Below are 25151 nucleotides of genomic sequence, written 5' to 3'. Positions count from 1 at the left end.
CTATGTTCTTTTTTATTTATAATTTCATTTACCGGAATGAAAGAACTTGCAATCATGTCGTTAAAATTGGTAAGATTGGGTATAATCAATAGATGGAGTACATTACATAAAGAGAGTTGAATGATATGGGAGAAGTGCAACGTGAAAAAGTTGCTGTCATAATTGGACCCACTGCTGTTGGGAAGACGAAGTTAAGTATCGATCTTGCAAAAGCGTTGAACGGTGAAATTATAAGTGGCGATTCCATGCAGATCTATCGCACGATGGATATTGGAACTGCAAAGGTAACAACAGAAGAGATGGATGGAATTCCACATTATATGGTCGATATAAAAGATCCGGAAGAATCATTTTCTGTTGCGGAATTTCAAGAACGTGTTCGTAAACATATTCGAGAAATTACAAAGCGTGGTAAATTACCAATTATAGTTGGTGGAACCGGTCTTTATATACAATCTGTTTTATTCGATTATCAGTTTACAGATGATGCTGGTGATGCTACATACCGAGAACAAATGGAAAAGTTAGCTTTAGAACGTGGTGTGGAATATGTACATGGAAAATTGCGAGAAGTAGATCCAGAAAGCGCGGAGCGTATTCATGCAAATAACGTGCGACGTGTCATTCGTGCGTTAGAAATTTTCCATACGACGGGCGAAAAAATGAGTGATCAACTTGAAAAACAAGAAAACGAGTTATTATATGATGTTTCATTAATTGGCTTGACAATGGATCGAGAAATGCTATACGATCGCATTAACTTGCGAGTGGATTTAATGATGGAACAAGGTTTATTAGAGGAAGTAGAAGGGCTGTATAGTAGAGGGATGCGAGATTGTCAATCTATTCAAGCGATTGGGTATAAGGAGATATATGGTTATTTTGAGAATCGTGTCTCTTTAGAAGAAGCGGTGGCACAATTAAAGACGAATTCACGCCGTTATGCCAAACGTCAATTAACATGGTTCCGCAATAAAATGGATGTCACATGGTTTGATGTTACAGATGGTGAAAAAACGTCAGAAATTTTACGATACATAGAAGGAAAGTTACAACTAAAGTCGAATAATATTAAGTAGAGAAAAAGAGGAGGATTCGACATGAAGCAATCAATCAATATTCAAGATCAATTTTTAAATCAACTCCGTAAAGAGAATACGTTCGTTACGCTGTACTTATTAAATGGTTTCCAGCTTCGTGGATTAATTAAAGGGTTTGATAATTTTACAGTCCTACTGGAGACAGAAGGTAAGCAACAGCTTATTTATAAACATGCAATTTCTACATTTGTACCACAAAAAAATGTTTCGATTGAACTAGAGTAGTAATGAATTATTGTACATAGCAAAAAAAAGAGCGAATTTCTCGCTCTTTTTTTTATTTGCCATAAACAATAAGTGGTGAAATTTAAGCGATTCTAAATACAGTAAGTCGGATGTTAGTGTTGCCTGTTTGGGGGATTGTAATTTCGCTTAAGGTAGATTGGACAGAAATATTTGCGCCAGCTGCTAACGTTTCAATTGTAGTAAATGAAAGCGAATCGCCTATTAAATTTGAAGAGAAGTTGTCAGTTGCCACTGCTCCGTTTATTGAAATTCCTACTCCAAGCGGAGCGCATCCCGGTGCGGTTGTAGAGATGGATACGCTAATTACATAAATACCAGCGTTGATAACAGTCACTGTATTTGTGCCGTTAAAGATAATATTGTTTACGTTAATTGCAGTACTAAAAATAAAGTTATTAAATTGGATTACTGTTTGTTGGATGTTGTTTGTTACAACGATTGTCGCTACTGGGAAGCTAGGTCCAGTAGGTCCGGTAACTCCTATACCAGTAGCACCCGTTGGTCCTTGAACACCTTGAGGTCCAGTAGCGCCAGTATTACCTTGAGGCCCTTGAGATCCGGTAGCACCAGTAGTACCTGTGTTACCTTGAACACCTTGAGGTCCAGTAGCGCCCGTGTTACCTTGAACACCTTGAGGTCCAGTAGCGCCAGTATTACCTTGAGGCCCTTGAGATCCAGTAGCACCAGTGGCACCTGTGTTACCTCTAGGTCCAGTAGTACCTGTGTTACCTTGAACACCTTGAGGTCCAGTAGCACCTGTGTTACCTTGAACACCTTGAGGTCCAGTAGCACCTGTGTTACCTTGAACACCTTGAGGTCCAGTAGCACCTGTGTTACCTTGAGTACCTTGAGATCCAGTGGCACCTGTGTTACCTTGAACACCTTGAGGTCCAGTAGCACCCGTGTTACCTTGAACACCTTGAGGTCCAGTAGGTCCAGGAGGCCCACCAGAAGGTCCAGTAGGTCCGGTAACTCCTATACCAGTAGCACCCGTTGGTCCTTGAACACCTTGAGGTCCAGTAGTACCTGTGTTACCTTGAATACCTTGAGGTCCGGTAGCGCCAGTATTACCTTGAGGTCCTGGAGATCCAGTGGCACCTGTGTTACCTCTAGGTCCGGTAGCGCCAGTATTACCTTGAGGTCCAGTAGCACCTGTGTTACCTTGAACACCTTGAGGTCCAGTAGCGCCAGTATTACCTTGAGGCCCTTGAGATCCAGTAGCACCAGTGGCACCTGTGTTACCTCTAGGTCCAGTAGTACCTGTGTTACCTTGAACACCTTGAGGTCCAGTAGCACCTGTGTTACCTTGAACACCTTGAGGTCCAGTAGCACCTGTGTTACCTTGAACACCTTGAGGTCCAGTAGCACCTGTGTTACCTTGAGTACCTTGAGATCCAGTGGCACCTGTGTTACCTTGAACACCTTGAGGTCCAGTAGCACCCGTGTTACCTTGAACACCTTGAGGTCCGGTAGCGCCAGTATTACCTTGAGGTCCTTGAGATCCAGTGGCACCTGTGTTACCTCTAGGTCCGGTAGCACCCGTGTTACCTTGAACACCTCTAGGTCCAGTAGCGCCAGTATTACCTTGAGGCCCTTGAGATCCGGTAGCACCAGTAGTACCTGTGTTACCTTGAACACCCTGAGGTCCAGTGGCACCAGTAGCACCCGTGTTACCTTGAACACCCTGAGGTCCAGTGGCACCGGTAGCACCCGTGTTACCTTGAACACCTTGAGGTCCGGTAGCGCCAGTATTACCTTGAGGCCCTTGAGATCCAGTAGCACCTGTGTTACCTCTAGGTCCGGTAGCGCCAGTGTTACCTGTGTTACCTCTAGGTCCGGTAGCGCCAGTGTTACCTGTGTTACCTCTAGGTCCGGTAGCGCCAGTGTTACCTGTGTTACCTCTAGGTCCGGTAGCACCAGTGGCACCCGTGTTACCTTGAATGCCTTGAGGTCCGGTAGCACCAGTGGCACCCGTGTTACCTTGAATGCCTTGAGGTCCGGTAGCACCAGTAGCGCCGGTGTTACCTTGAATACCTTGAGGTCCGGTAGCGCCAGTATTACCTTGAGGTCCTTGAGATCCAGTGGCACCTGTGTTACCTCTAGGTCCGGTAGCACCCGTGTTACCTTGAACACCTTGAGGTCCGGTAGCGCCAGTATTACCTTGAGGTCCTTGAGATCCAGTGGCACCTGTGTTACCTCTAGGTCCGGTAGCACCCGTGTTACCTTGAACACCTCTAGGTCCAGTAGCGCCAGTATTACCTTGAGGCCCTTGAGATCCGGTAGCACCAGTAGTACCTGTGTTACCTTGAACACCCTGAGGTCCAGTGGCACCAGTAGCACCCGTGTTACCTTGAACACCCTGAGGTCCAGTGGCACCAGTAGCACCCGTGTTACCTTGAACACCTTGAGGTCCGGTAGCGCCAGTATTACCTTGAGGCCCTTGAGATCCAGTAGCACCTGTGTTACCTCTAGGTCCGGTAGCGCCAGTGTTACCTGTGTTACCTCTAGGTCCGGTAGCACCAGTGGCACCCGTGTTACCTTGAATGCCTTGAGGTCCGGTAGCACCAGTAGCGCCGGTGTTACCTCTAGGTCCGGTAGCACCAGTCACGCCCGTATTACCTTGAGGTCCAGTAGGTCCAGTAGGTCCTCTGCCGAAAGAAGCTGAATTAACTAGAGTAGTTTGTAACTCTGCAATTAATTTAAGGAGTTCTTGGAGTGTACAAGAATCAATTCGGAATAACTTTGTAATGTAAAGTAAATAATTAATTAAAATTTGAAGTTCAACAAATACGGCACTTGCTACGAAGGTCGGATTGTTTAATATAGTTATTAAGTTTTTGATAATGGCGAATCCTAGTGCTTTCAGAGCAGAAGTAGCGTCTAGTGAACAAATGAATTTGTTTAGTAGGTGCAATGTATCTGTTAGATCTTCTATGTTTTTTGGGGATGGATTGGCGAAAAGTTTAGGGATTATTTTTATTAAATCGTTAATGATTGCGCGGAATTTTCTAATTTGTGCTTTAGTAATTGGAATCGTTGGGGTAGTTGGAATTCGTCCAGCACTAGTTGGGAAGCATGGATTGGAGTATTTATTTTGATTGTCGTTAAAGCGAGACATTAAATCTCTCCTTTCTAATGAGAATGTGAACGAAACTCATCATAGTAGATGCAGAGAATAGTTAAATGGTCATAGTGAAATTGATTGTTTCGAAAAGAAATAAAAAAAACGCCTTATAATAGGGCGTTTTTTTTATTTTCAGCATATTGATAATATCGTTTTAGTGAGACTTTTGATTTGAAGCCAACTAATTTTATGATCTCTGGTTCTGGGGTTTGTTTTTTTATTAGGCGTAAAATAAAAGTGTTTCGAAAGTGTTGTCCAGAAATGCCTTTACGTAAATTCGCTCTTGCTACTTCAAGTCGGATCATTTTTTGGATAGCGATTTCTGTTAATGCCTTTGGTGCGTCGTTTTCATATACCCATCTGAATGTTCCGCGGTTAAAATCGAATGCAACAAACAATGGATCGTTACTATGGTATTTAGGGCGAACTGGTTCTGGAATACTTTTATAATATGTGTACAGTTGCTTTTTATCTTCGGTTGTTAATGTGATTGATCTTTCTACTCCTGCGGTTGCTGGAATAGAAAGTGTATTAGTTTCGAAATGAACGTGATGCATAGTTAGTGCTGTGAGTTCCTGTAAGGATAGTCCGTAGTCGATTAACAGACTTAAAATGGAGATATTACGATCCGTTAATAATGGACGAACAGGACGTTGTTTTTCTGAAAGTCCGTCTAATGAAGTGACTATATGCTTTAATCTTTTTTCTTCATCGGATGAAATGAAATCTTCATCGCGCAATGCACGGTCTGGTTGAATAGTAATTTCCATATCTTTTAACGGATTGGGAATATTTAGAAAATGATGCATTCTATTTAGAACAATAAATACACGATGCATCGTTTTTTCTGAGTAGTGTCGATTCTTTTTTAAGTCGGAAAAGTAATCTTCATAGTCTTTTGTACAAAGTGTTGCCCATATATTACTGGAAGGGAGCTTTTGGTTTTTTTCTAACCAATGTCCGAAATCTTCAATGTCATAAACATAACGTTTAATGGTTGAAGGCTTTCGACCTTTATTCAATAAAAAAATAGAAAAGGCTTGTATTGTATCATGGAATTCCGTTGTTTCCATAGTCCCACCACCTTAATTATTTCTTATATTATAGCAAACTTTTCTGAAAATAGGCATTTGAAAGAGAGGTTGGAATAATAATATTTGGTGAGTGGATAAAATGAGGTGATTGTATGGAGCAATCGATGCGTAAGAAAAATAACAATCAAATTAATATTGTATTAAACCATCGAAAAAAAATTTCGTTACCGGCATCAGAAAATAAAGCCGTAATTTCAAGTGAAACCACTACTAAACATGAGATGTTGCAGAGAATTGAAGAAGAAATGGGAAAACTTGTTGGGATGGATGATATAAAAAAGATAATAAAAGAAATTTATGCTTGGATTTTTGTGAATAAAAAAAGGCAAGAGGTGGGGTTGAAGTCTGAGAAGCAAGTGCTTCATATGTTATTTAAGGGGAATCCTGGTACTGGGAAGACAACCGTTGCTAGAATGATAGGGAAATTGTTGTTTGAGATGAATATTTTATCGAAAGGGCATTTAGTTGAAGCTGAACGTGCTGATCTTGTAGGTGAGTACATCGGTCATACAGCACAAAAGACAAGGGACTTAATAAAGAAGGCTATGGGAGGGATTTTATTTATTGATGAGGCGTATTCATTAGCGAGGGGGGGAGAGAAGGATTTTGGGAAGGAAGCGATTGATACACTTGTGAAGCATATGGAAGATAAGCAACACGGTTTTGTATTAATTTTAGCTGGATATTCAAGAGAAATGAATCATTTTCTTTCATTAAATCCAGGATTACAATCTCGTTTTCCGTTTATTATTGAATTTGCGGATTACTCGGTAAATCAGTTGTTGGAAATTGGGAAGAGAATGTATGAAGAGCGTGAATATCAGTTGTCGAAAGAAGCAGAGTGGAAATTTAGAGATCATTTACACGCGGTAAAGTATTCGTCACAAATTACATCGTTTAGTAATGGGCGATACGTACGGAATATTGTTGAAAAATCAATTCGCACACAAGCTATGCGATTGTTACAAGAGGATACGTATGATAAATATGATTTGATTGGGATATCAAGTATGGATTTGATGCTTGAAGAGGAGACGCACAGTACGTAAACTGTGCGTCTGTTTTTGGTGTATAAGCGTGTTTACTCTTTTTTCGCTTTTTCTTGGTAAGATTTATGGAAGCGCTCCATTTTAGCGCTTTTTTCGTGTGCTGAATTAGGGTCGTGTTCAATTTGGCCTACTGAGCTTTTTTGAGCACCTTTATTAACGTGGTTTGTCATTTGTATTCACCTCACTTTAAAAATTAGTATAAACATTATGTGAAGAAAAACTCGTTAGAAAAGAAAAACCTCTTTACGATATGTAAAGAGGTAAGAGTGCTATTTATGCATTGAACGTTCATTTGTATCGATACGTCTATGCGGTAAATGCCATTTGTAATGAATAGAAATCATGCGGAAGCAAACAATTAAAATGAATAAGGTGTATAGAGCCCAATCGCTAACGATAATTTTAGCGCCAATTAAGAAACCTGCTAAAATTGTCCAAAACGCATATACTTCAGCTCGAAGGACGAGAGGTTTTCTGCGAGCTAAAAGATCACGAATAATACCACCGCCGATGCCGGTTAAAACTGCAGCTACGATTGTAGCGCTAATTGGCAAATTTAGTTTTTGAGCATATAGTGCTCCTTGTACAGCGAATGCTGATAAGCCAATGGCGTCTGTGATGTTTTCCCACTTTTTCCAATGTCTAATTAATTTATTTGGAAAAAGAAAAATAATCGTCATTGATAAAAGTGCGATTTGGAATAACATGTCTTGTTGCCAAAATGCGACGATTGGATAACCAATCAATAAATTACGAAGGGCACCTCCCCCAAATGCGGTTGCCATTCCTAAAATATATACCCCGAAAATATCATAATCTTCTTCCATTGCAACAATGGCTCCGCTTAGTGCGAAGGCGATTGTGCCTATGATGCTAAAAATCTCCCATGCCATGAATTTTCTCCCCCGCTAACTAGATGAAATATGCTTCCTCTGCTATTATATTAGAAGGTTTAAATTTCGAAAAGGATGAGTGAACATATTTGATGGAAGAAAAAGAAAAAGTCATATTAGTTGGCTGTCAATTGTCGCAAGATGATGATGAAAAATTTATGCATTCCATGAAAGAACTTGCATCGCTAGCGAAGACTGCTCGAGCGGAAGTGTTAGTATCAACGACGCAAAAACGTCCGAAGTTCCATCCGGCGACTTATATAGGGAAAGGTAAATTAGAAGAGCTTGCGGCTTTAACTGAAGAATTAGAACCAGCTGTTATTATATTTAATAACGAGTTGACACCGAGTCAAATTCGGAATCTATCCTCAGTGTTGGATGCAAGAGTAATTGACCGAACGCAATTAATATTAGATATTTTTGCGCAACGTGCGAAATCGAGAGAAGGTAAGCTTCAAGTAGAATTAGCCCAGTTGCAATACACGATGCCGCGCCTTATGGGGCAAGGTTTGTCTTTATCTCGTCTGGGTGGCGGGATTGGTACAAGAGGACCGGGAGAGACAAAACTTGAAACGGATCGTCGTCATATTCGATCGCGTATTGATGAAATAAAGAAACAACTTGCGGTTGTTGTGGAACATCGGAAAAGATATCGTGAGAGAAGAAAAGATAATAAAGTATTTCAAGTTTCGTTAATAGGATATACGAATGCAGGGAAATCCACGTTGTTTAATAGGTTAACGGAAGCTGATACGTTTGAAGAAAACTTATTGTTTGCAACGTTAGATCCGACAACAAGAAAGATGCCATTACCTTCCGGTTATACAGTGTTACTGACTGATACAGTAGGTTTTATACAAGATTTACCTACGTCACTAATTGCTGCTTTTCGTTCTACGTTAGAGGAAGCTGGTGAAGCGGATGTGATTTTGCATGTTGTTGATTCGGCAGACTCTAATTACGTAGGGCATGAACAAACGGTAAAAGAATTATTGTCAGAACTTAAAATTAATCATATTCCTATTATTACGCTTTATAATAAAAAAGATAAGTTGCATCAAAATTTCATTCCATTTCCGAAAAGTGACTTCTTAATGACTAGTGCTTTTGAAGAAAGTGATTTATTACATATAAAAGAAGCGATAGAAAAACAGATGAAGGAAGAAATGGATCGTTATCAAGTGGAAATTCCTCCGAGTGAAGGTAAGTTGTTAACGCTATTAAAAACAGAAACACTATTAACAAAGATGGAGTTTTTGGAAAATAAATTTATATATGATTGTACAGGGTATATATTTGCTCATTCATCACTTAATGGGCAATTAAAGAGATTTTTAGTGGAAGAAGGAGAAAATAAAAATGTTTGATCGTTTGAAAAATGGAGAAAAAATTGCTCCAATCGTAAAAGAAGTAGAGATTCAGATTACAGAAGTACATAAACGTGCGGATCAAGTAATTGAAAGTAATCAGTTTCGTGTATTAGAAAGTTTTCGTAAACATAAAATTAGTGATTCGCATTTTATTCCGACGACAGGTTATGGTTATGATGATATTGGCCGTGACACGTTAGAGAAAGTGTATGCGGATGTATTTGGGGCAGAAGCTGGTCTTGTTCGCCCGCAAATTATTTCAGGAACTCACGCTATTTCTACAGCGTTATTCGGTATTTTACGTCCAGGAGATGAGTTATTGTACATTACTGGCAAGCCGTATGATACGTTAGAAGAAATCGTTGGTGTACGCGGAAAAGGTGTAGGTTCATTTAAAGAATATAATATTGGTTATAATGCAGTTCCGCTTACTGAAGAGGGGCTTGTTGATTTTGAAGCAGTTGCAGCCGCAATTCATAGTAATACGAAGATGATTGGTATTCAGCGCTCGAAAGGTTATGCTACTCGTCCGTCATTTACTATTTCTCAAATTAAAGAGATGATAGCGTTTGTTAAAGAAATTAAGCCTGATGTTGTTGTATTTGTAGATAACTGTTATGGCGAGTTTATTGAAGAGCAAGAGCCATGTCATGTTGGTGCAGATTTAATGGCAGGTTCGCTTATTAAAAACCCAGGTGGTGGAATTGTTAAAACTGGTGGTTACATTGTTGGTAAAGAACAGTATGTTGAAGCGTGTGCATATCGTTTAACATCTCCAGGAATCGGTGCGGAAGCAGGGGCATCTTTATACAGTCTACAAGAAATGTATCAAGGTTTCTTCTTAGCGCCTCATGTAGCGGGACAAGCACTAAAAGGTGCGATTTTTACAGCTGCATTTTTAGAGAAGTTAGGAATGAATACATCACCAGCATGGAATGCACCAAGAACAGATTTAATTCAGTCTGTTCAATTTGATGATAAAGATCGTATGATTGCATTCTGCCAAGCGATTCAATATGCATCTCCGATTAATTCTCATTTCACTCCATATGCCAACTATATGCCGGGGTATGAAGATGATGTAATTATGGCTGCGGGAACGTTTATTCAAGGTGCAAGTATTGAATTATCAGCTGATGGTCCAATTCGTCCGCCTTATGTTGCTTACGTGCAAGGTGGGTTAACTTATTCGCATGTGAAGATTGCGATTTGTTCTGCAATTGACGCATTAATTGAAAAAGAATTATTAACAATTTCTTAAGGGGAAGCTGTCGATTTCGACAGCTTTTTTCGTGTGAAAGTAATGATTTATTTCATTAGAAAAAAGAATGAAAAAATTTATAAAAAAACATGTAAGAAAAGCTAACATCTATTGACACTAAACATAACATGGTATAAAATGAGAAGCAGTTAAGGCGAAGGAGGAACTGAAACAATGAAAGAAGATAGACGTTCTGCCCCGCTGTTTCCTATTGGTATTGTTATGGATTTAACACAATTATCTGCACGTCAAATTCGCTACTATGAAGAGCATAATCTTGTTTCTCCAACCCGTACAAAGGGGAATCGTAGATTATTTTCATTTAACGATGTAGATAAGTTGTTAGAGATTAAAGATTTATTAGATCAAGGCTTGAATATGGCTGGTATTAAACAAGTGTTACTAATGAAAGAAAATCAAACAGAAACAGTGAAAGTAAAAGAAGAAACGAAAGAAATTTCAAAAACTGAGCTTCGCAAAATACTTCGAGATGAACTACAACATACAGGTAGGTTTAATCGAACTTCATTGCGACAAGGTGACATTTCAAGGTTTTTTCACTAAAGATAACTGATTCTGAAGGTGTTTAGAGGGACTAAGGAGGAATTTATAATGGCTAGGTACACAAAAGAAGATATTTTCCGTTTGGCGGAAGAAGAGAATGTAAAGTATGTCCGTTTACAATTTACAGACCTTTTAGGAGTAATTAAAAACGTAGAGATTCCAGTGAGACAATTAACGAAAGCTCTTGATAACAAAATGATGTTTGATGGATCTTCGATTGAAGGTTTCGTACGTATTGAAGAATCTGATATGTATTTATATCCTGACTTAGATACTTGGGTAATTTTCCCTTGGACAGCTGAAAAAGGTAAAGTTGCTCGTCTAATTTGTGACATTTACAATGCGGATGGCACTCCATTTGATGGAGACCCACGTAACAACTTAAAACGTGTGTTAAAAGAAATGGAAGCTTTAGGATTCTCAGATTTCAATCTTGGACCAGAGCCAGAATTCTTCCTATTTAAAGTAGATGAAAAAGGAAATCCAACATTAGAATTAAACGATAACGGTGGATACTTCGACCTTGCGCCGATGGATCTAGGGGAAAACTGTCGTCGTGATATCGTTCTTGAACTAGAAGAGATGGGCTTTGAAATTGAAGCGTCTCACCATGAAGTTGCACCAGGTCAACATGAAATTGACTTTAAATATGCAAGTGCAATTCGCTCATGTGATGATATTCAAACATTCAAACTTGTTGTAAAAACAATTGCTCGTAAACACGGTTTACACGCAACATTTATGCCAAAACCATTATACGGTGTGAACGGTTCAGGTATGCACTGTAACTTATCACTATTCAAAAATGGTGAGAACGTATTCTTCGATCAAAACGGTGACTTACAATTAAGTGATGATGCTCGTCACTTCATCGCAGGTATTTTAAAACATGCACCAGCATTTACAGCGGTAGCAAACCCAACTGTAAACTCATATAAACGCTTAGTACCTGGATATGAAGCTCCTTGTTACGTAGCATGGTCTGCACAAAACCGTAGCCCATTAGTACGTATCCCTGCATCTCGTGGTATTAGTACACGCGTAGAAGTACGTAGTGTTGACCCAGCTGCAAACCCATATTTAGTAATGGCTACATTATTAGCAGCAGGTCTTGACGGAATTAAAAACAAATTAACTCCGCCAGCTGCAGTAGATCGTAACATCTATGTAATGACAAAAGAAGAGCGTGAAGAAGCAGGTATCGTTGACTTACCAGCAACATTAGCGCAAGCATTAGTTACATTACAATCAAATGAAGTGGTATGTGGTGCACTAGGTGACCATTTACTTGAGCACTTCATTGAAGCAAAAGAAATTGAGTGGGATATTTTTAGAACTCAAGTTCACCAATGGGAACGCGATCAATATATGTCTCTATACTAAGAGAGAAAAAAGCCCTAATACTACTGAACTGCACCCCAATTGTTAGACACGACTAACAATTGGAGGTGCAGTTTTTTTATGGCTAAATTTTCTTCAAAAGAAAAAATACAAGCAGTAAAACGATATTTAGAAGGCCCAGAAGGCGGGACAAGCATTGCTAAATCTATAGGCGTGGATCAGCGGGTATTTTATCACTGGATTAGCCGATATGAATATTCCGGTGAAAAAGCTTTTGAAAAACGCTATACATCTTACTCTACGCAATTTAAACTAGACGTACTTAACTATATGATTGAAAATAGGACGTCTATCAGGGAAACAGCGGCAATTTTTAATATTCCATCTTATGAAACGGTTCGTAAATGGAAAGTAGCTTATGAAACAGAAGGATTGGATGCCCTACAACTTAAAGAAAAGAGGCATCCGTCTATGAATAATAAAAATCACAAAATAGTGAAAAAGCAATTACCAGTCGAAGGCTCCATTGAAGAACTCCAAGAGGAGTTAGAAAGGTTACGTATGGAGAATGCGTATTTAAAAAAGTTGAATGCCTTAGTTCAAAACAAACAGAAGTCACAAAAAAAGACAAAGCGCAAGTAGTTTATGAATTAAGGCATCAATTTCCGGTACAATCACTTTTAGTGCTTGCCAATATTCCACGTAGCACATATTATTATTGGTTAAAAAATGCCAAACGTCCGGATCCAGATGCAGATTTGAAAGTATTAATTCAAGCTGTTTATCATGAACATGAAGGCCGTTATGGTTATCGCCGTATTCGTGATGAACTTACTAATCGTGGACATAAAATAAATCACAAAAAGATACAACGCATTATGAAAGAATTAGGATTAAAGTGTTTGGTCCGTATGAAGAAATATCGCTCTTATAAAGGAACTGTTGGAAAGATTGCCCCTAATATTTTAGAACGTAATTTCAAAGCAGAAAGGCCAAACGAAAAATGGGTCACGGATATTACGGAGTTTAAATTATTTGGAGAGAAATTATATGTATCGCCAATGTTGGACTTGTTTAATGGTGAAATTATCACGTATACAATTGGTTCAAGGCCAACCTACGCCCTTGTTTCTAATATGTTAGACCAATCCTTTGAACGCTTAACAGATGAGGATGCCCTCCTTATTCATTCCGATCAAGGTTGGCACTATCAAATGAAAAAATACCGTGATTCTCTTCATAAACGTGGTATTACACAAAGTATGTCTCGGAAAGGGAACTGTTACGATAACGCAGTTATCGAAAATTTCTTTGGTATTATGAAATCTGAATTTTTATATCGAAAAGACTTTAAGAATATGGAACATTTTGAACAAGAACTAGCAAAATATATATCTTACTATAATCATAAGAGAATTAAGGCAAAATTAAAGGGTATGAGTCCGATACAATACCGGACCCACGCCCAAAACGCTGCCTAATGAAATAACCATGTCTAACTTTTAGGGGTCACTTCAACGGCATCAGGGCTTTTTCGTCATTTATCTACAGCGAATTACAGTGAAATTTGTCGTAATTTTTGCGGTGTAATTAAGAAGTGATTTAACAAGAATAATTTGTATTGACTCGTTCTATATAAAGAACTAAAATGGCATTAATTAGTAATGTTTGTATATTTAAAAGAATGAAAATGTTATTGTACTGGAGTTTTTAATTTCAATTTCAAGCTCATTGGTTTTAAATGAGGAGGAGAATTATGGATAAAGAAATAAATTTGAAAAATCTATTTACTATTATACGGAAAAGAATTTGGATCATTCTATTATTTACAACTCTCACAACAGTAGCAGGAGCGATATATAGTATATATGTAAAAACACCATTGTATGCCTCTTCAGCAAGGGTTATTGTTCAAGCTAATGCTGAAACGATGAATACATTGAAAGCGATGGTAAATGAGCCTGTAATATTAGAAAAAGTGGCTGCTGAATTGAATATTAACAGATCTGCAGGTGCATTAAGTGGACAAATAAGTACAGAAAGTTTGCAAGGGTCCCAGATTATGAGAATAAATGTAGTGGATATAGATCCTGTACTTGCTCATAAAATTGCAAATACTACAGCCGCTGTTTATAAGAAAGAAGTAGCGAATATACTGAATTTTAATAATGTGAGTATATTACCAGAAGACCCAGTTCAAAAAAATTCTATGCCTATAAATATAAATCACTTTAAGACGATACTAATTGCATTCTCTATAGGTATGGTGCTCAGTATTGGATTCATTTTTTTATTGGATTCACTTGATGAGAGAATCAAATCGGAACGGCGAATTGAACAATTGTTAGATATCCCTGTTTTGGGCGGAATATCTAAGATGAATAGAAAAAATGTGAAAGACAAATTCAGTAAAAAAAATACGGTATTATTGGGGGAGGGAACGGAGTGGCATACAAAAATAGACGAAAAACAAATAAAGTTAAAGGAGAAAGTATAATTGTACATACCGCTCCAAGATCGAAAATTTCGGAGCAGTATCGTTCGCTTCGAACAAACCTTCAATTATCTTCATCTATTCATAAAAGCAGAACTATAGTTATTACTTCTCCGAGGTATGGTGAAGGGAAATCAACGATCACAGTTAATTTAGCAGTCTCAATAGCACAAAAAGGTGAAAAAGTATTGGTAATAGATGCAAATTTACGAACACCAATGATTCATGAAATGTTTGGAGTAGAAAATACAATTGGATTAACTGATATATTGAACGGAAAAACAACTTTAGAGGGCGCTGTGAAAAAAACAGAGATGGAAAGTCTGGATGTATTAACTAGCGGACCGATACCATTCAATCCATCTGAAGTACTTAGTTCAGATGCAATGGATATGTTAATTCAAAAGGCGATGGGATGGTACGACATCATATTATTTGATTCTTCTCCTGTATTAGAAGTAACAGATACGAGTGTATTAGCTGATAAGTGTGAAGGAGTATTATTGGTGATTCGTTATAATCGTACTGTGAACGAAGATGCGATTGAAACGAAAAGAGCGTTAAGTTTTACGAAAAGTAGAATATTGGGTGCAATTTTGAATGGGAAAGTATAAATAACATAAATGTACTTTAGAAAAATAAATTTAATATTCTTATATTAAGGTGTTCTTTATAAAGAATTTTTTGAAGAGCTACGATGTGGTGATGTCTCCTTACCGCTATCAACGGAGGCACTCGATTATGCTGTGGGTTGTGAAAACAACCTTAGATGCGAGTCATCAAGAGTGTAATGTGAGGCCGGGTTAGATGCCCATGTTTTATTAAAGTTTCTAACTATGTGTTTTTAATAAAGAGAATATAGTTAGAAACTTTAAATTTGAAAGAGTTAAGTATGGAATTGATTAAAGGAGGAAGTTACATGACGTATCGGCGGAGGATATCGTTATTGCTTTTAATGGATTCACTGATTGTGTTAAGTGCTATTTTTTTTAGTTATTTCTTTGTAAATGCTAGCTTCAGTGTTATCACCTTATCATCAGTTATTAGCTCTATCACTTTATTATTAAGTCATCATTTGTTTGCTTTTGTTTATAATTTATACAAAAAAGCTTGGGAATATGCAAGTATAGGTGAATTACTCATTATATGCAAAGTTGTTACATTTTCTATTATCACTACAGCGGTTATGCAACAAATTATAATGCAAAAAATGTATTTTCGATTGTTAGTTGTAACTTGGATGATCCATATTTTATTAATTGGTGGTTCGCGTTTTATATGGAGAATGTATAGAGATACTTATTATGTAAAAAAGGGTGATAAAAAACGAACTTTAATTGTTGGTGCTGGCTCAGCCGGGACAATGGTTGCAAGACAGTTGTTAAAGAATAGTGCTGCCGAATTAATGCCAGTCGCATTTATTGATGATAATGTAAAAAAACACAATCTTGATATTTTAGGAATTTCAGTAATGGGTGGTAGTAATCAAATTGAGTATGTAACCAGAAGACTGAATATTGAAAATATTATTTTAGCAATTCCTTCGCTAAACAAAAGTGATCGAAATGCTATTTTAAAAGAATGTTTAAAAACGCAAGTGAAAACTCAAATTCTTCCGATGTTAGAAGATTTAGTAACAGGTAAAGTTGCGGTGAATGAATTCAGGGATGTTCAAGTAGAAGATTTATTAGGGCGGGATCCTGTTGAGCTTGATGTGGATATTATTTCAGATTATATAACGGATAAAGTTATTTTAGTTACTGGTGCAGGTGGCTCAATTGGTTCGGAAATTTGTAGACAAATTGCAAAATTTAGGCCGAAAAAGTTGATTTTACTAGGGCATGGGGAAAACAGTATATATTCTATAGAAATGGAATTAAACGAAAAATATGGAGATATGAAAGGCACGTTTATTCCTGAAATCGCAGATATACAAGATGAAAAAAAGATGAATTTAATTATGAGTAAACATCTTCCAAATGTCGTATATCATGCAGCTGCACATAAACATGTACCTCTAATGGAGAATAATCCTGAAGAGGCTGTTAAAAATAATTTGATTGGGACTATGAATATAGCAGAGGCAGCGAGAGCGCATGGAGTGGGAACATTTGTCATGATTTCTTCGGATAAAGCAGTGAATCCGACGAGTGTTATGGGAGCGACGAAAAAATTGGCGGAGATGGTTATTCAAAATAAAGATAAATTAAGTCATACAAAATTTGTTACTGTACGCTTTGGGAATGTCTTAGGAAGTAGAGGGAGTGTTATACCTTTATTTAAGAAGCAAATTAAAAATGGTGGACCAGTTACAGTTACTCATCCTGATATGGTTCGGTATTTTATGACAATTCCGGAAGCATCAAGACTTGTAGTGCAAGCTGGTGCTTTAGCTAAAGGTGGAGAGATTTTTGTATTAGACATGGGAGAACCAGTAAAAATTGTCGATCTTGCCAAAAATCTAATTCGATTATCAGGAAATTCTGTAGATGAAATAGGAATAGAATTTACTGGTATACGTCCAGGGGAGAAACTTTTTGAAGAATTACTAAAAGAAGATGAAATGAATGAGAAACAAGTTCATCCGAGAATTTATGTAGGGCAAGAAATGAATGTTCGTATAGAAGAAATTGAAGAGTTCATTTCAAGTTATACCGATTTAAACGAAGTAGAATTAAGAAAACGATTGTTAAAGTTAGTAAATCAGCGTAAAACTTTAAAGCTGTTAATACCGGTATCAGGTTAATAGAAAAAAATTATATAAGACGGGTGCGTGGGATGGTGTCTAAAAAAGTTCTGTTTTGTGCAACTGTGGATTATCATTTTAAAGCTTTTCATTTACCGTATTTGAAATGGTTTACAGACCAAGGATGGGAAGTGCATGTTGCAGCGAATGGGAATATACATCTTCCGTACGTAACTCAAAAATATAATATTCCTATCCAAAGATCACCTCTCAGCATACAAAATCTTCATGCATATAAAAAACTAAAATCAATTATTCATCAAAATAAATATAAAATCATTCATTGTCATACGCCTATGGGAGGAGTAATTGCTCGTTTAGCTGCTCGAAAAGCAAGGCAGCAAGGAACAAAAGTCGTATATACAGCACATGGATTTCATTTTTGTAAAGGGTCACCATTCATAAATTGGCTTCTATATTATCCAATTGAAAGGAGTTTAGCGATTAATACGGACTGCCTAATAACAATTAACGAAGAAGATTACAATTTAGCAGTTAAACATCGTTTTCAAGCGAAAGATATTAAACTCGTTCATGGTGTAGGGGTAGATATAGAGCGATTTGCTCCTGTAACTGAAACTGAAAAGCAAGAATTAAAACTACAATTTGGCTATAATCCACAAGATTTTTTAATGTGTTATGCTGCTGAATTTAATAAGAATAAAAATCAAAGTTTTTTAATCCATGTAGTAGCACAATTGAAAAATGAAATTCCACATGCAAAGCTTCTACTTGCTGGGGAAGGACCGTTAATAGAAGAGTGCAAAAAAATAGCGACCCAACTAGGCGTGAGTAATATGGTTCACTTTCTTGGTTATAGAAATGATATAGCCTCTTTGTTGCAGATGTGTGACTTAGCTGTTGCATCGAGTTACCGGGAAGGTTTACCAGTTAATATTATGGAAGCTATGGCTTGTGGACTTCCGGTTGTAGCTACTGATAATCGGGGACATAGGGAGCTAATTATTAGTAATAAAAATGGTTGGATTATAGATCGTGATGATATAAAGACGATGTCTGAAAGAATAAATTTCATTTCTAAAAATACTAAATTACAAGCGCAGTTTGGACAGTGTGGACGTACTATTATTACAAGTGAATATTCAGTTAATGAAGTGTTGAAAGAGAAACAAGAAATTTATACAACATATATGGATGAAATGGAGGATTTAAATTGGGCACTCCATTGAGAGTATTACATGTAGTCGTAAATATGAATAGAGGCGGAGCCGAAACTTTAATTATGAATTTGTATCGTAATATAGACCGCTCAAAAGTACAATTTGATTTTTTAACTTGTAAAGAGGGTGTATTTGATGAAGAAATAGTAAAGTTAGGCGGAAAAGTTCATAGAATTCCATATGTTACAGACGTTGGTCATAGAGGCTATATAAAGGCGCTAGATACTTTCTTTAGCTCTCATCCGCAATATAAAATCGTTCATTCACATATGGATAAAATGAGTGGATTTGTCCTTCGTTCAGCTAAAAAAGCAAGAGTGCCAGTTAGGATTGCGCATAGTCACAATACTAGTAGTGAAGGTGGTGCTGCTGCAAAAATCTATAAATGGTATGCAGGAAAATCTATAGGTACATGTGCAACGCATTTGTTAGCATGTTCAAATGCTGCTGCCAGATGGCTATTTGCGGATAAAGCCGATGTAGCTAAAATCTTAAAAAATGGAATTGATTGTGATAGATTTTTGTTCTGTCCAGAAATGCGAAAACAAGTAAGAGAAGAATTACAAATTGAGCAAGATGCTATTGTTATTGGCCATATTGGAAGGTTCGCTCATCAAAAAAACCATATCTACCTTATAGAATTATTTGCGCAGTTAGCTCGAGTTAGGCCGAATTCAATGCTTTTATTAGCTGGAGAAGGGCCACTTCGTGTGGAAATTGAAAATCAAGTAAGGGAATTGAATTTGGAGAAGCATATAAGATTTCTTGGGATACGAGCCGATATAGAGAGGGTACTTCAAGCATTTGATGCATTTGTTTTTCCATCCATACATGAGGGATTACCACTTACTCTCATAGAGGCGCAAGGAGTTGGTTTGCCTTGTATTATATCAGATGCAATTACGAAAGAAGTGGACTTGGGAATGAACCTAGTTGAACATGTTCCTCTAACAGATAAAAAGGCTTGGATAGAAAAAATGAAAAATATAGAAATTAGTAATTTTTCGAGAAAAATACCAGCTCAAGTATTTTTAGACAAAGGCTACGATATAAAACATACGGCAGAATTAACTCAAGACTATTATTCAGTACTTTCGAGGTGAGTAATATGGAGAATTTAACGATTTTCACCCCTACTTATAATAGAGCGTATTGTCTTACAAATTGTTATGAGAGTTTAAAACGTCAAACATGTAAGAGTTTTATATGGTTAATAATAGATGACGGATCTAATGATAACACAAAAGAATTGGTGGATAGTTGGATAGCTGAAAAACATATCAAAATTATGTATCATTGGCAACAAAATCAAGGGATGCATGGTGCTCATAATACAGCATATGAAATGATTGAAACGGAGCTAAATGTTTGTATTGATTCTGATGATTATATGCCCGATGATGCTGTAGAAAAAATCCTTTCTTTTTGGAGTAGCTATGGGAATGAAGAAGTTAGTGGGATAATTGGATTGGATTTGTATACAAATGGGCAAATAATTGGTTCAAAGTTACCAGAGAACCTTAAACACTCCACGCTTTTTGATCTTTACAACAAACATGGTGTCACAGGTGATAAAAAATTGATCTATCGCACAGAATTGACTAAGAAATATCCATACCCAATTTTTAAAAATGAAAAATATGTAGGGTTAGCATATAAATACTATATGTTAGATCAACAGTATGAGATGTTACTAATGAACGAAGCGCTTTGTTATGTAGAATACATGGCTGATGGATCATCAATGAATATGCTAAATCAATATCGTAAAAATCCAAGAGGGTTTGCTTTTTATCGCAAGGAACTAATGAAACTACCATTTACTAATCGACTATTTAAGTATAGGCAAGCTATACATTATGTATCTAGTAGTTTCATATCGAGAAATAGAAGGTTTATACAAGAATCGCCATGTAAAGGACTGACACTTTGCGCACTACCATTTGGGGCTATCCTTTATAGTTACATTACAATGAAAACAAAAATGAAAGTAAACATGTAGAGACTTATTTAGTAATTAAATGAGAGGACAGAATAATGACCATACTTTGGATGAATCTTGCTATAGTATTCATACTCGCATTTTTTGCAAGATATTTTGCTATACCAGTGACTAATAGTCTTACATCGATAAAGCCAAATCAGTTTTTAATTTTGATGGCGGTTCTATCTCTTGTATTAGTGTCAGGGCTTAGAAATAATATTGGGGATACTTATTTTTATATGCATGCATATACTGTTGCCGAATTTAATTGGGAATATATCCAGAATAATAAAGACATGGGATTCAATATATTTCAAATGATTTTAAAGGGGTACACCGATGATCCTCAAGTCATGGTTTTTATTACAGCGTTGATAACAAATGTGTTAATTGTACTTACTCTATATAAATATTCAAGGTTAATTGAAATAAGTCTCTATGTGTATATAACGTCTGGGATGTATTTAGTTTCTATGAATGGAATAAGGCAGTGCTTAGCTGCAGCTATTATTTTCGCTGCGACCAAATATATTTTGAATGGTAACTGGAAAATGTATATTTTAATAGTTCTTATTGCTTCAACTTTTCATCAAAGTGCGCTTGTTTTAATTCCAATATATTTTTTAGTTCGAAGGAAATCTTGGTCAGTAATGACATGTATCCTTCTTGTTTTTGCTGTAATAATTGTAATTGGATTTAATCAATTTTCAACGTTATTTTTTACGGCTATAGAAGATACACAATATGGTGAATATAAGAATTTTCACGAAGGTGGAGCCAATATATTGAGGGTTGCTGTGGATTCAGCGTCGCTCATCCTTGCTTTTATTGGGAGGCATAAACTAAGAAAACTTTTTCCGAAGAGTGATTATATCGTAAATATGGCATTATTAGGTCTAGTTTTTATGATTATTTCAACTCAAAATTGGATTTTTGCAAGATTTTCGATTTATTTTGGATTATATCAATTAATATTAATTTCTTGGGTTGTAAAGTTATTTACACAGAAGGATCAGAAATTAATTTATTATAGTATCCTGGTATGCTATTTTATCTATTTTGTTTATGAACATATCATTACTTTGGGTATTATCTATAAGAGCAATTTACTTGGATAATAAAGGGTTAAATATAGGGGATTGATTGTAAGATTGGGGTAGATTTCAATGCTTAAGACTAAAAAAGCCAAAAGAATTTTGCACATTGTCAGTGCTATGAATCGGGGCGGTGCCGAAACTCTAATAATGAATATGTATAGGAAAATAGATAGAGAGCAACTTCAATTTGATTTTGTATCTCATGGAAGTGGGAAGTGTGATTACGATGATGAAATAACAGCATTAGGAGGGAGAGTATATAGAATACCAAGTCTAGGACAAGTAGGGCCTTTGGCATATATTAAAGAACTTACAAAAATAATGTCTGATAGTCAATATGTAGCTGTACATGCACATACGGATTATCAAGGTGGTTTTGTAGCTGTGGCTGCAAAAAAGGCTGGTATAAAAAAGCGAATTTGCCATTCTCACAGTAATAATTGGCCACAAGGATCTGGAGTCACAGCAAGAGTTACCCTAAAGATACTGCAATCTATTATTAAATATGCTGGAACAGACTATTGTGCGTGCAGTGCTGAAGCGGCGCGTTTTTTATTTGGTGAAAAGATGCTTCACAATAATAAGGTGGAATTGATTAAAAATGGAATAGATATAAAACAATTTATTGATGTGGATATAGAGGAGATTTCTAGTGTAAGAAAAGAACTTTGTATACCGGATACTGCGAAATTAATTGGGCATATAGGCCGTTTTTCGGAATCGAAGAATCATATTTTTATCTTACAAGTTTTAAAGGAGATTTTAAAGAGGGATACGAATTTTATCGCTATTTTAGCAGGGGATGGTCCGTTAAAAACTTCTATTGAATTGAAAGCAAAAGAACTAGGTATTTATGAAAACATTAGATTTTTAGGGGTGAGAACAGACGTTCCGGTAATTATGAATGTTTTAGATGTTTTTATCTTTCCTTCTTTATTTGAGGGGTTCGGTATTGTGACATTGGAAGCACAATGTGCAGGCGTACCTTGTGTTGTGGCGGATACAATACCTAAAAATACTGATATGGGCTTAGGTATAATGTCGTTTGTTGGCTTAGATGAAAAAATTGAAATATGGTCTACAGAAATTTATAAAGCTCTACTAAAAGAAAGACCTGAAAAGGGAGTAATAATTAATAATATTTCAAAATTAGGTTTTGATATCAATAATAATATTCTTGAGTGGTTAACGTTATATGGAATAGAGGGTAAGGAAGCTATAAGGTAATCTGGTTCATTGCTAATTTATATACTTGATTCATATGGTGATTTGTTGGGCGGAGATAGCAAAATATCATATGAATTAATAGAAGTCCACAATAGATTTTGTGAGGTATTCGATGATGAAAAAGAAAAAAATATTGATTACATCTTTTGATTTGGCAATTGGTGGAGTAGAAAGAAGCTTAATTGGTTTGCTAAATACAATTGATTACAGTAAATATGATGTAGATTTAATGTTATTTAAACATGAGGGAGAGTTTTTTTCTTTATTACCTAAAGAACCGAATTTGTTACAAGAATTAAAAAAATACACTACTTTTAGGAAATCAATTAAACAAATAGTACAAGATGGGCATATCTCTATTGGGATAACAAGGTTGATAGGTAAAGTTATGGGTACTGTGCATGGAGGGTATCTGAAGAGTGAAGAACCAGGATACTTTGTCATTCAATATGGATGGAGAATGTCTCTTCCATTTCTTCCGAGGTTGGAAGAAGAGTACGATGTTGCGATTAGTTTTTTGTGGCCACATTATTTCGTAGGTAATAAAGTTCGGGCGAAAAGAAAAATTGGGTGGATTCATACAGATTATTCAAACATACAACTTAATAAAGGCATGGAATATAAAATGTGGAAAGAAATAGATGATATCGTGGCTGTTTCTGAAAGTTGTAGAGATACATTTCTTAGTAGCATTCCTTATATAAATAAAAAAGTACAGGTTATTGAAAATATAATATCTCCTGAGTTTATACGTGAGCAATCTAATCAAGATGTTAATCATGAAATACCAGTTGACCTTGAACGGATAAAACTAGTTACTGTAGGTAGACTTTCACATGCTAAGGGAATCGATGACGCTATATATGCCTGTCGGAAATTATTGGATCAAGGATACGATATTGAGTGGTACATTGTTGGATATGGACCTCAAGAGACTGAACTTGAAAAATTGATAGATAAACTAGAGCTTCAAGGTAGATTCTTTCTACTAGGCAAGAAGACCAATCCGTATCCGTACATAAAAGCGTGTGATATATATGTACAACCATCCAGATATGAAGGGAAAGCTGTGACAGTACGTGAGGCACAAATCCTTAATAAACCAGTACTTATAACTAATTTTCCAACTGCAAAAAGCCAATTAGAGAATGGTGTAGATGGATATATTTGTCCAATGGGTGTAGAGGGGATTGTAGAGGGGATAAAAAACCTGGTTGATGATGTCGAATTCAGAACTGAAATTGTGAATAATGTTAGTCAACGGAATTATGGCAATGAAACAGAAGTGGAAAAGATATATAGATTAATTGAGTGATAATTGATTAAGTTATAAAACTAAAAAATCTTTTATTATATGTATAAAAGATATTTGGAGGAAGTGTTTTCATGGATAATGTTTTAGTGTTAGATACGTCGGTAGGTTCTCTTAACAAGGGCGATGACATAATAATGAAGTGTGTAAAGTACCAGCTATCTGATATAACTCAAAATGCATATGTTTTAACATTACCCACTCATGTTTCACCGTTTCATTGGTATCAAGTAGTAAGAAAATCACATCGAGTACAGATTTATAGTAGCGCTAAATATAAGTTTGTAGGTGGTTCAAACTTGCTAGCGATGGACATGTTTACTCATTTTCCTCAATGGAATATTAATATGTTTAATTGTGGTCCTTTAAAAGGGAGTATTCTAGTTGGTGTTGGTGCAGGGAAAGGTAATAAGATAAATATATATACAAAGTTGTTATATAAAAAAGTTCTATCACATGAATATATACATAGCGTTAGGGACGAAAGAACCAAAAGATTTTTAGAAGAAATGGGGTTTAAAGCTTTAAATACAGGGTGTGTAACATTGTGGTCCCTTACACCTGAGTTTTGTAAGGGAATTCCTACAAAAAAATCAGACTCAGTTGTTTTTACACTTACTCATCATTCTAAGAACCGTGTAAAGGATCAATTATTGATAGATATACTTAATAAAAATTATAAAAATGTTTATTTTTGGATACAAGACGCGGGAGATCTTGAATATTTGAAAGAATTAAAAGGTGTACAAGAAATAAAAATTGTACCCCCTACCATCGAAGAGTACGAAAAAATATTGAATAGAGAAGTGGATTATATTGGAACACGTTTACATGGTGGTATATTCGCAATGCGACATAAAAAACGTACAATAATTATCTCTATAGATGAAAGAGCAAAGGGAATGGGCGAGACATATAATTTAAATTTAATCGATAGAAGTGATTTTAATAATCTTGAAAAAATGATTAATTCAGAAATAATCACAGATGTTAAGGTAGATTTTGATGTGGTAAATCGATGGTTAAGACAATTCTCAAATTAAACAGAACATATGGTAAATGAGGCGA

The 25151-nt window shown here is 36.3% G+C and carries 22 protein-coding genes; 18 read left to right on the top strand and 4 right to left on the bottom strand.

From position 1 onward, the window contains the following. Positions 1–125: 125 nt before the first annotated feature. Positions 126–1079: a tRNA (adenosine(37)-N6)-dimethylallyltransferase MiaA gene (miaA, locus tag ACP6L7_RS15100; RefSeq protein WP_430529297.1), complete on the top strand. Its 954-nt coding sequence runs from the start codon at positions 126–128 to the stop codon at positions 1077–1079. A gap of 21 nt (positions 1080–1100) precedes the next feature. After that, positions 1101–1325 carry an RNA chaperone Hfq gene (hfq, locus tag ACP6L7_RS15095; RefSeq protein ID WP_000813896.1) on the top strand — a complete coding sequence of 75 codons (225 nt, stop codon included), beginning with the start codon at positions 1101–1103 and terminating at the stop codon, positions 1323–1325. A gap of 82 nt (positions 1326–1407) precedes the next feature. On the opposite strand, the gene ACP6L7_RS15090 is transcribed toward hfq, so the two are convergent. Both ACP6L7_RS15090 and ACP6L7_RS15085 read right to left on the bottom strand, forming a co-directional pair. Beyond that, complete coding sequence (locus ACP6L7_RS15090) at positions 1408–4464, bottom strand: Gly-Xaa-Xaa repeat protein (protein ID WP_430529296.1); 3057 nt, start codon at positions 4462–4464, stop codon at positions 1408–1410. Positions 4465–4577: 113 nt separating this feature from the next. Continuing rightward, positions 4578–5543, bottom strand: a complete 966-nt coding sequence (locus ACP6L7_RS15085) for a tyrosine-type recombinase/integrase (RefSeq protein ID WP_097829170.1) — start codon at positions 5541–5543, stop codon at positions 4578–4580. Between the two features lie 113 nt (positions 5544–5656). On the opposite strand from ACP6L7_RS15085, the gene spoVK reads away from it, so the two are divergent. Further along, positions 5657–6613, top strand: a complete 957-nt coding sequence (gene spoVK / locus ACP6L7_RS15080; protein WP_000438190.1) for a stage V sporulation protein K — start codon at positions 5657–5659, stop codon at positions 6611–6613. Between the two features lie 32 nt (positions 6614–6645). Here spoVK and ACP6L7_RS15075 read toward each other — a convergent pair whose 3' ends face one another. Together ACP6L7_RS15075 and ACP6L7_RS15070 are read right to left on the bottom strand one after the other, a co-directional pair. Further along, positions 6646–6783 (bottom strand): hypothetical protein, encoded by a 138-nt coding sequence (locus tag ACP6L7_RS15075; protein ID WP_071747730.1) that lies wholly within the window; start codon positions 6781–6783, stop codon positions 6646–6648. A 99-nt stretch (positions 6784–6882) separates the two neighbouring features. Next, positions 6883–7506 (bottom strand): trimeric intracellular cation channel family protein, encoded by a 624-nt coding sequence (locus ACP6L7_RS15070; RefSeq protein ID WP_097829169.1) that lies wholly within the window; start codon positions 7504–7506, stop codon positions 6883–6885. A gap of 92 nt (positions 7507–7598) precedes the next feature. Here ACP6L7_RS15070 and hflX point away from each other — a divergent pair, with 92 nt between their 5' ends. From hflX to ACP6L7_RS14995, 15 genes are all read left to right on the top strand, one after another. Then, the gene (gene hflX, locus ACP6L7_RS15065; protein ID WP_141533364.1) at positions 7599–8873 is read left to right on the top strand and encodes a GTPase HflX; all 1275 of its coding nucleotides are present in this window, start codon (positions 7599–7601) and stop codon (positions 8871–8873) included. After that, positions 8866–10137 carry a methionine gamma-lyase family protein gene (locus ACP6L7_RS15060; RefSeq protein ID WP_097829167.1) on the top strand — a complete coding sequence of 424 codons (1272 nt, stop codon included), beginning with the start codon at positions 8866–8868 and terminating at the stop codon, positions 10135–10137. The genes hflX and ACP6L7_RS15060 overlap by 8 nt, the downstream gene beginning before the upstream one ends. 174 nt (positions 10138–10311) lie before the next feature. Further along, entirely contained in the window at positions 10312–10701 is a 390-nt protein-coding gene (gene glnR, locus ACP6L7_RS15055; protein ID WP_000656784.1) for a transcriptional repressor GlnR, read from the top strand. 48 nt (positions 10702–10749) lie between these two features. After that, positions 10750–12084 (top strand): type I glutamate--ammonia ligase, encoded by a 1335-nt coding sequence (gene glnA, locus ACP6L7_RS15050; protein WP_097829166.1) that lies wholly within the window; start codon positions 10750–10752, stop codon positions 12082–12084. A 78-nt stretch (positions 12085–12162) separates the two neighbouring features. Next, positions 12163–13523 (top strand): IS3 family transposase gene (locus ACP6L7_RS15045; RefSeq protein ID WP_430528870.1). Its coding sequence is split into 2 segments (ribosomal slippage): positions 12163–12619 and positions 12619–13523, totalling 1362 coding nucleotides; the frame shifts between segments, so codons are not numbered across the junction. Positions 13524–13798: 275 nt separating this feature from the next. Beyond that, positions 13799–14539 carry a YveK family protein gene (locus tag ACP6L7_RS15040; protein WP_097829165.1) on the top strand — a complete coding sequence of 247 codons (741 nt, stop codon included), beginning with the start codon at positions 13799–13801 and terminating at the stop codon, positions 14537–14539. Further along, positions 14488–15150, top strand: coding sequence for a CpsD/CapB family tyrosine-protein kinase (locus tag ACP6L7_RS15035; RefSeq protein WP_097829164.1), 663 nt, complete (start codon positions 14488–14490; stop codon positions 15148–15150). Before ACP6L7_RS15040 ends, ACP6L7_RS15035 begins: the two co-directional genes overlap by 52 nt. Before the next feature lie 305 nt (positions 15151–15455). Beyond that, the gene (locus ACP6L7_RS15030) at positions 15456–17282 is read left to right on the top strand and encodes a polysaccharide biosynthesis protein (RefSeq protein WP_097829163.1); all 1827 of its coding nucleotides are present in this window, start codon (positions 15456–15458) and stop codon (positions 17280–17282) included. Between the two features lie 32 nt (positions 17283–17314). Continuing rightward, entirely contained in the window at positions 17315–18472 is a 1158-nt protein-coding gene (locus ACP6L7_RS15025) for a glycosyltransferase family 4 protein (protein WP_097829162.1), read from the top strand. Next, positions 18457–19566, top strand: coding sequence for a glycosyltransferase family 1 protein (locus ACP6L7_RS15020; RefSeq protein ID WP_097829161.1), 1110 nt, complete (start codon positions 18457–18459; stop codon positions 19564–19566). The genes ACP6L7_RS15025 and ACP6L7_RS15020 overlap by 16 nt, the downstream gene beginning before the upstream one ends. Before the next feature lie 5 nt (positions 19567–19571). Then, positions 19572–20465 carry a glycosyltransferase family 2 protein gene (locus tag ACP6L7_RS15015; protein ID WP_097829160.1) on the top strand — a complete coding sequence of 298 codons (894 nt, stop codon included), beginning with the start codon at positions 19572–19574 and terminating at the stop codon, positions 20463–20465. Between the two features lie 35 nt (positions 20466–20500). Beyond that, complete coding sequence (locus ACP6L7_RS15010) at positions 20501–21565, top strand: EpsG family protein (RefSeq protein ID WP_430529295.1); 1065 nt, start codon at positions 20501–20503, stop codon at positions 21563–21565. 48 nt (positions 21566–21613) lie between these two features. Next, complete coding sequence (locus ACP6L7_RS15005; protein WP_097829158.1) at positions 21614–22771, top strand: glycosyltransferase family 1 protein; 1158 nt, start codon at positions 21614–21616, stop codon at positions 22769–22771. Positions 22772–22886: 115 nt separating this feature from the next. Beyond that, positions 22887–24086: a glycosyltransferase gene (locus tag ACP6L7_RS15000; RefSeq protein WP_097829176.1), complete on the top strand. Its 1200-nt coding sequence runs from the start codon at positions 22887–22889 to the stop codon at positions 24084–24086. Positions 24087–24157: 71 nt separating this feature from the next. Continuing rightward, on the top strand, positions 24158–25126 hold the full coding sequence (locus ACP6L7_RS14995; protein WP_097829157.1) for a polysaccharide pyruvyl transferase family protein: 969 nt from the start codon (positions 24158–24160) through the stop codon (positions 25124–25126). Positions 25127–25151 lie beyond the last annotated feature (25 nt).

Source organism: Bacillus silvicola (assembly GCF_050524305.1).
GTDB classification, from domain to species: Bacteria; Bacillota; Bacilli; order Bacillales; family Bacillaceae_G; genus Bacillus_A; species Bacillus_A cereus_AT.
This window is presented reverse-complemented; position numbering and strand designations above follow the sequence as displayed.

What these genes read in the sequence shown, in the direction of transcription:
- glnA (WP_097829166.1), top strand. Translation starts at nt 10,750, where the DNA reads ATGGCTAGGTACACAAAAGAAGATATTTTCCGTTTGGCGGAAGAAGAG.
- ACP6L7_RS15030 (WP_097829163.1), top strand. Translation starts at nt 15,456, where the DNA reads ATGACGTATCGGCGGAGGATATCGTTATTGCTTTTAATGGATTCACTG.
- ACP6L7_RS15060 (WP_097829167.1), top strand. Translation starts at nt 8,866, where the DNA reads ATGTTTGATCGTTTGAAAAATGGAGAAAAAATTGCTCCAATCGTAAAA.
- hfq (WP_000813896.1), top strand. Translation starts at nt 1,101, where the DNA reads ATGAAGCAATCAATCAATATTCAAGATCAATTTTTAAATCAACTCCGT.
- ACP6L7_RS15085 (WP_097829170.1), bottom strand. Translation starts at nt 5,543, where the DNA reads ATGGAAACAACGGAATTCCATGATACAATACAAGCCTTTTCTATTTTT.
- hflX (WP_141533364.1), top strand. Translation starts at nt 7,599, where the DNA reads ATGGAAGAAAAAGAAAAAGTCATATTAGTTGGCTGTCAATTGTCGCAA.
- glnR (WP_000656784.1), top strand. Translation starts at nt 10,312, where the DNA reads ATGAAAGAAGATAGACGTTCTGCCCCGCTGTTTCCTATTGGTATTGTT.
- ACP6L7_RS15015 (WP_097829160.1), top strand. Translation starts at nt 19,572, where the DNA reads ATGGAGAATTTAACGATTTTCACCCCTACTTATAATAGAGCGTATTGT.
- ACP6L7_RS15040 (WP_097829165.1), top strand. Translation starts at nt 13,799, where the DNA reads ATGGATAAAGAAATAAATTTGAAAAATCTATTTACTATTATACGGAAA.
- ACP6L7_RS14995 (WP_097829157.1), top strand. Translation starts at nt 24,158, where the DNA reads ATGGATAATGTTTTAGTGTTAGATACGTCGGTAGGTTCTCTTAACAAG.
- ACP6L7_RS15070 (WP_097829169.1), bottom strand. Translation starts at nt 7,506, where the DNA reads ATGGCATGGGAGATTTTTAGCATCATAGGCACAATCGCCTTCGCACTA.
- ACP6L7_RS15075 (WP_071747730.1), bottom strand. Translation starts at nt 6,783, where the DNA reads ATGACAAACCACGTTAATAAAGGTGCTCAAAAAAGCTCAGTAGGCCAA.
- ACP6L7_RS15005 (WP_097829158.1), top strand. Translation starts at nt 21,614, where the DNA reads ATGCTTAAGACTAAAAAAGCCAAAAGAATTTTGCACATTGTCAGTGCT.
- ACP6L7_RS15000 (WP_097829176.1), top strand. Translation starts at nt 22,887, where the DNA reads ATGAAAAAGAAAAAAATATTGATTACATCTTTTGATTTGGCAATTGGT.
- ACP6L7_RS15010 (WP_430529295.1), top strand. Translation starts at nt 20,501, where the DNA reads ATGACCATACTTTGGATGAATCTTGCTATAGTATTCATACTCGCATTT.
- spoVK (WP_000438190.1), top strand. Translation starts at nt 5,657, where the DNA reads ATGGAGCAATCGATGCGTAAGAAAAATAACAATCAAATTAATATTGTA.
- ACP6L7_RS15090 (WP_430529296.1), bottom strand. Translation starts at nt 4,464, where the DNA reads ATGTCTCGCTTTAACGACAATCAAAATAAATACTCCAATCCATGCTTC.
- miaA (WP_430529297.1), top strand. Translation starts at nt 126, where the DNA reads ATGGGAGAAGTGCAACGTGAAAAAGTTGCTGTCATAATTGGACCCACT.
- ACP6L7_RS15025 (WP_097829162.1), top strand. Translation starts at nt 17,315, where the DNA reads ATGGTGTCTAAAAAAGTTCTGTTTTGTGCAACTGTGGATTATCATTTT.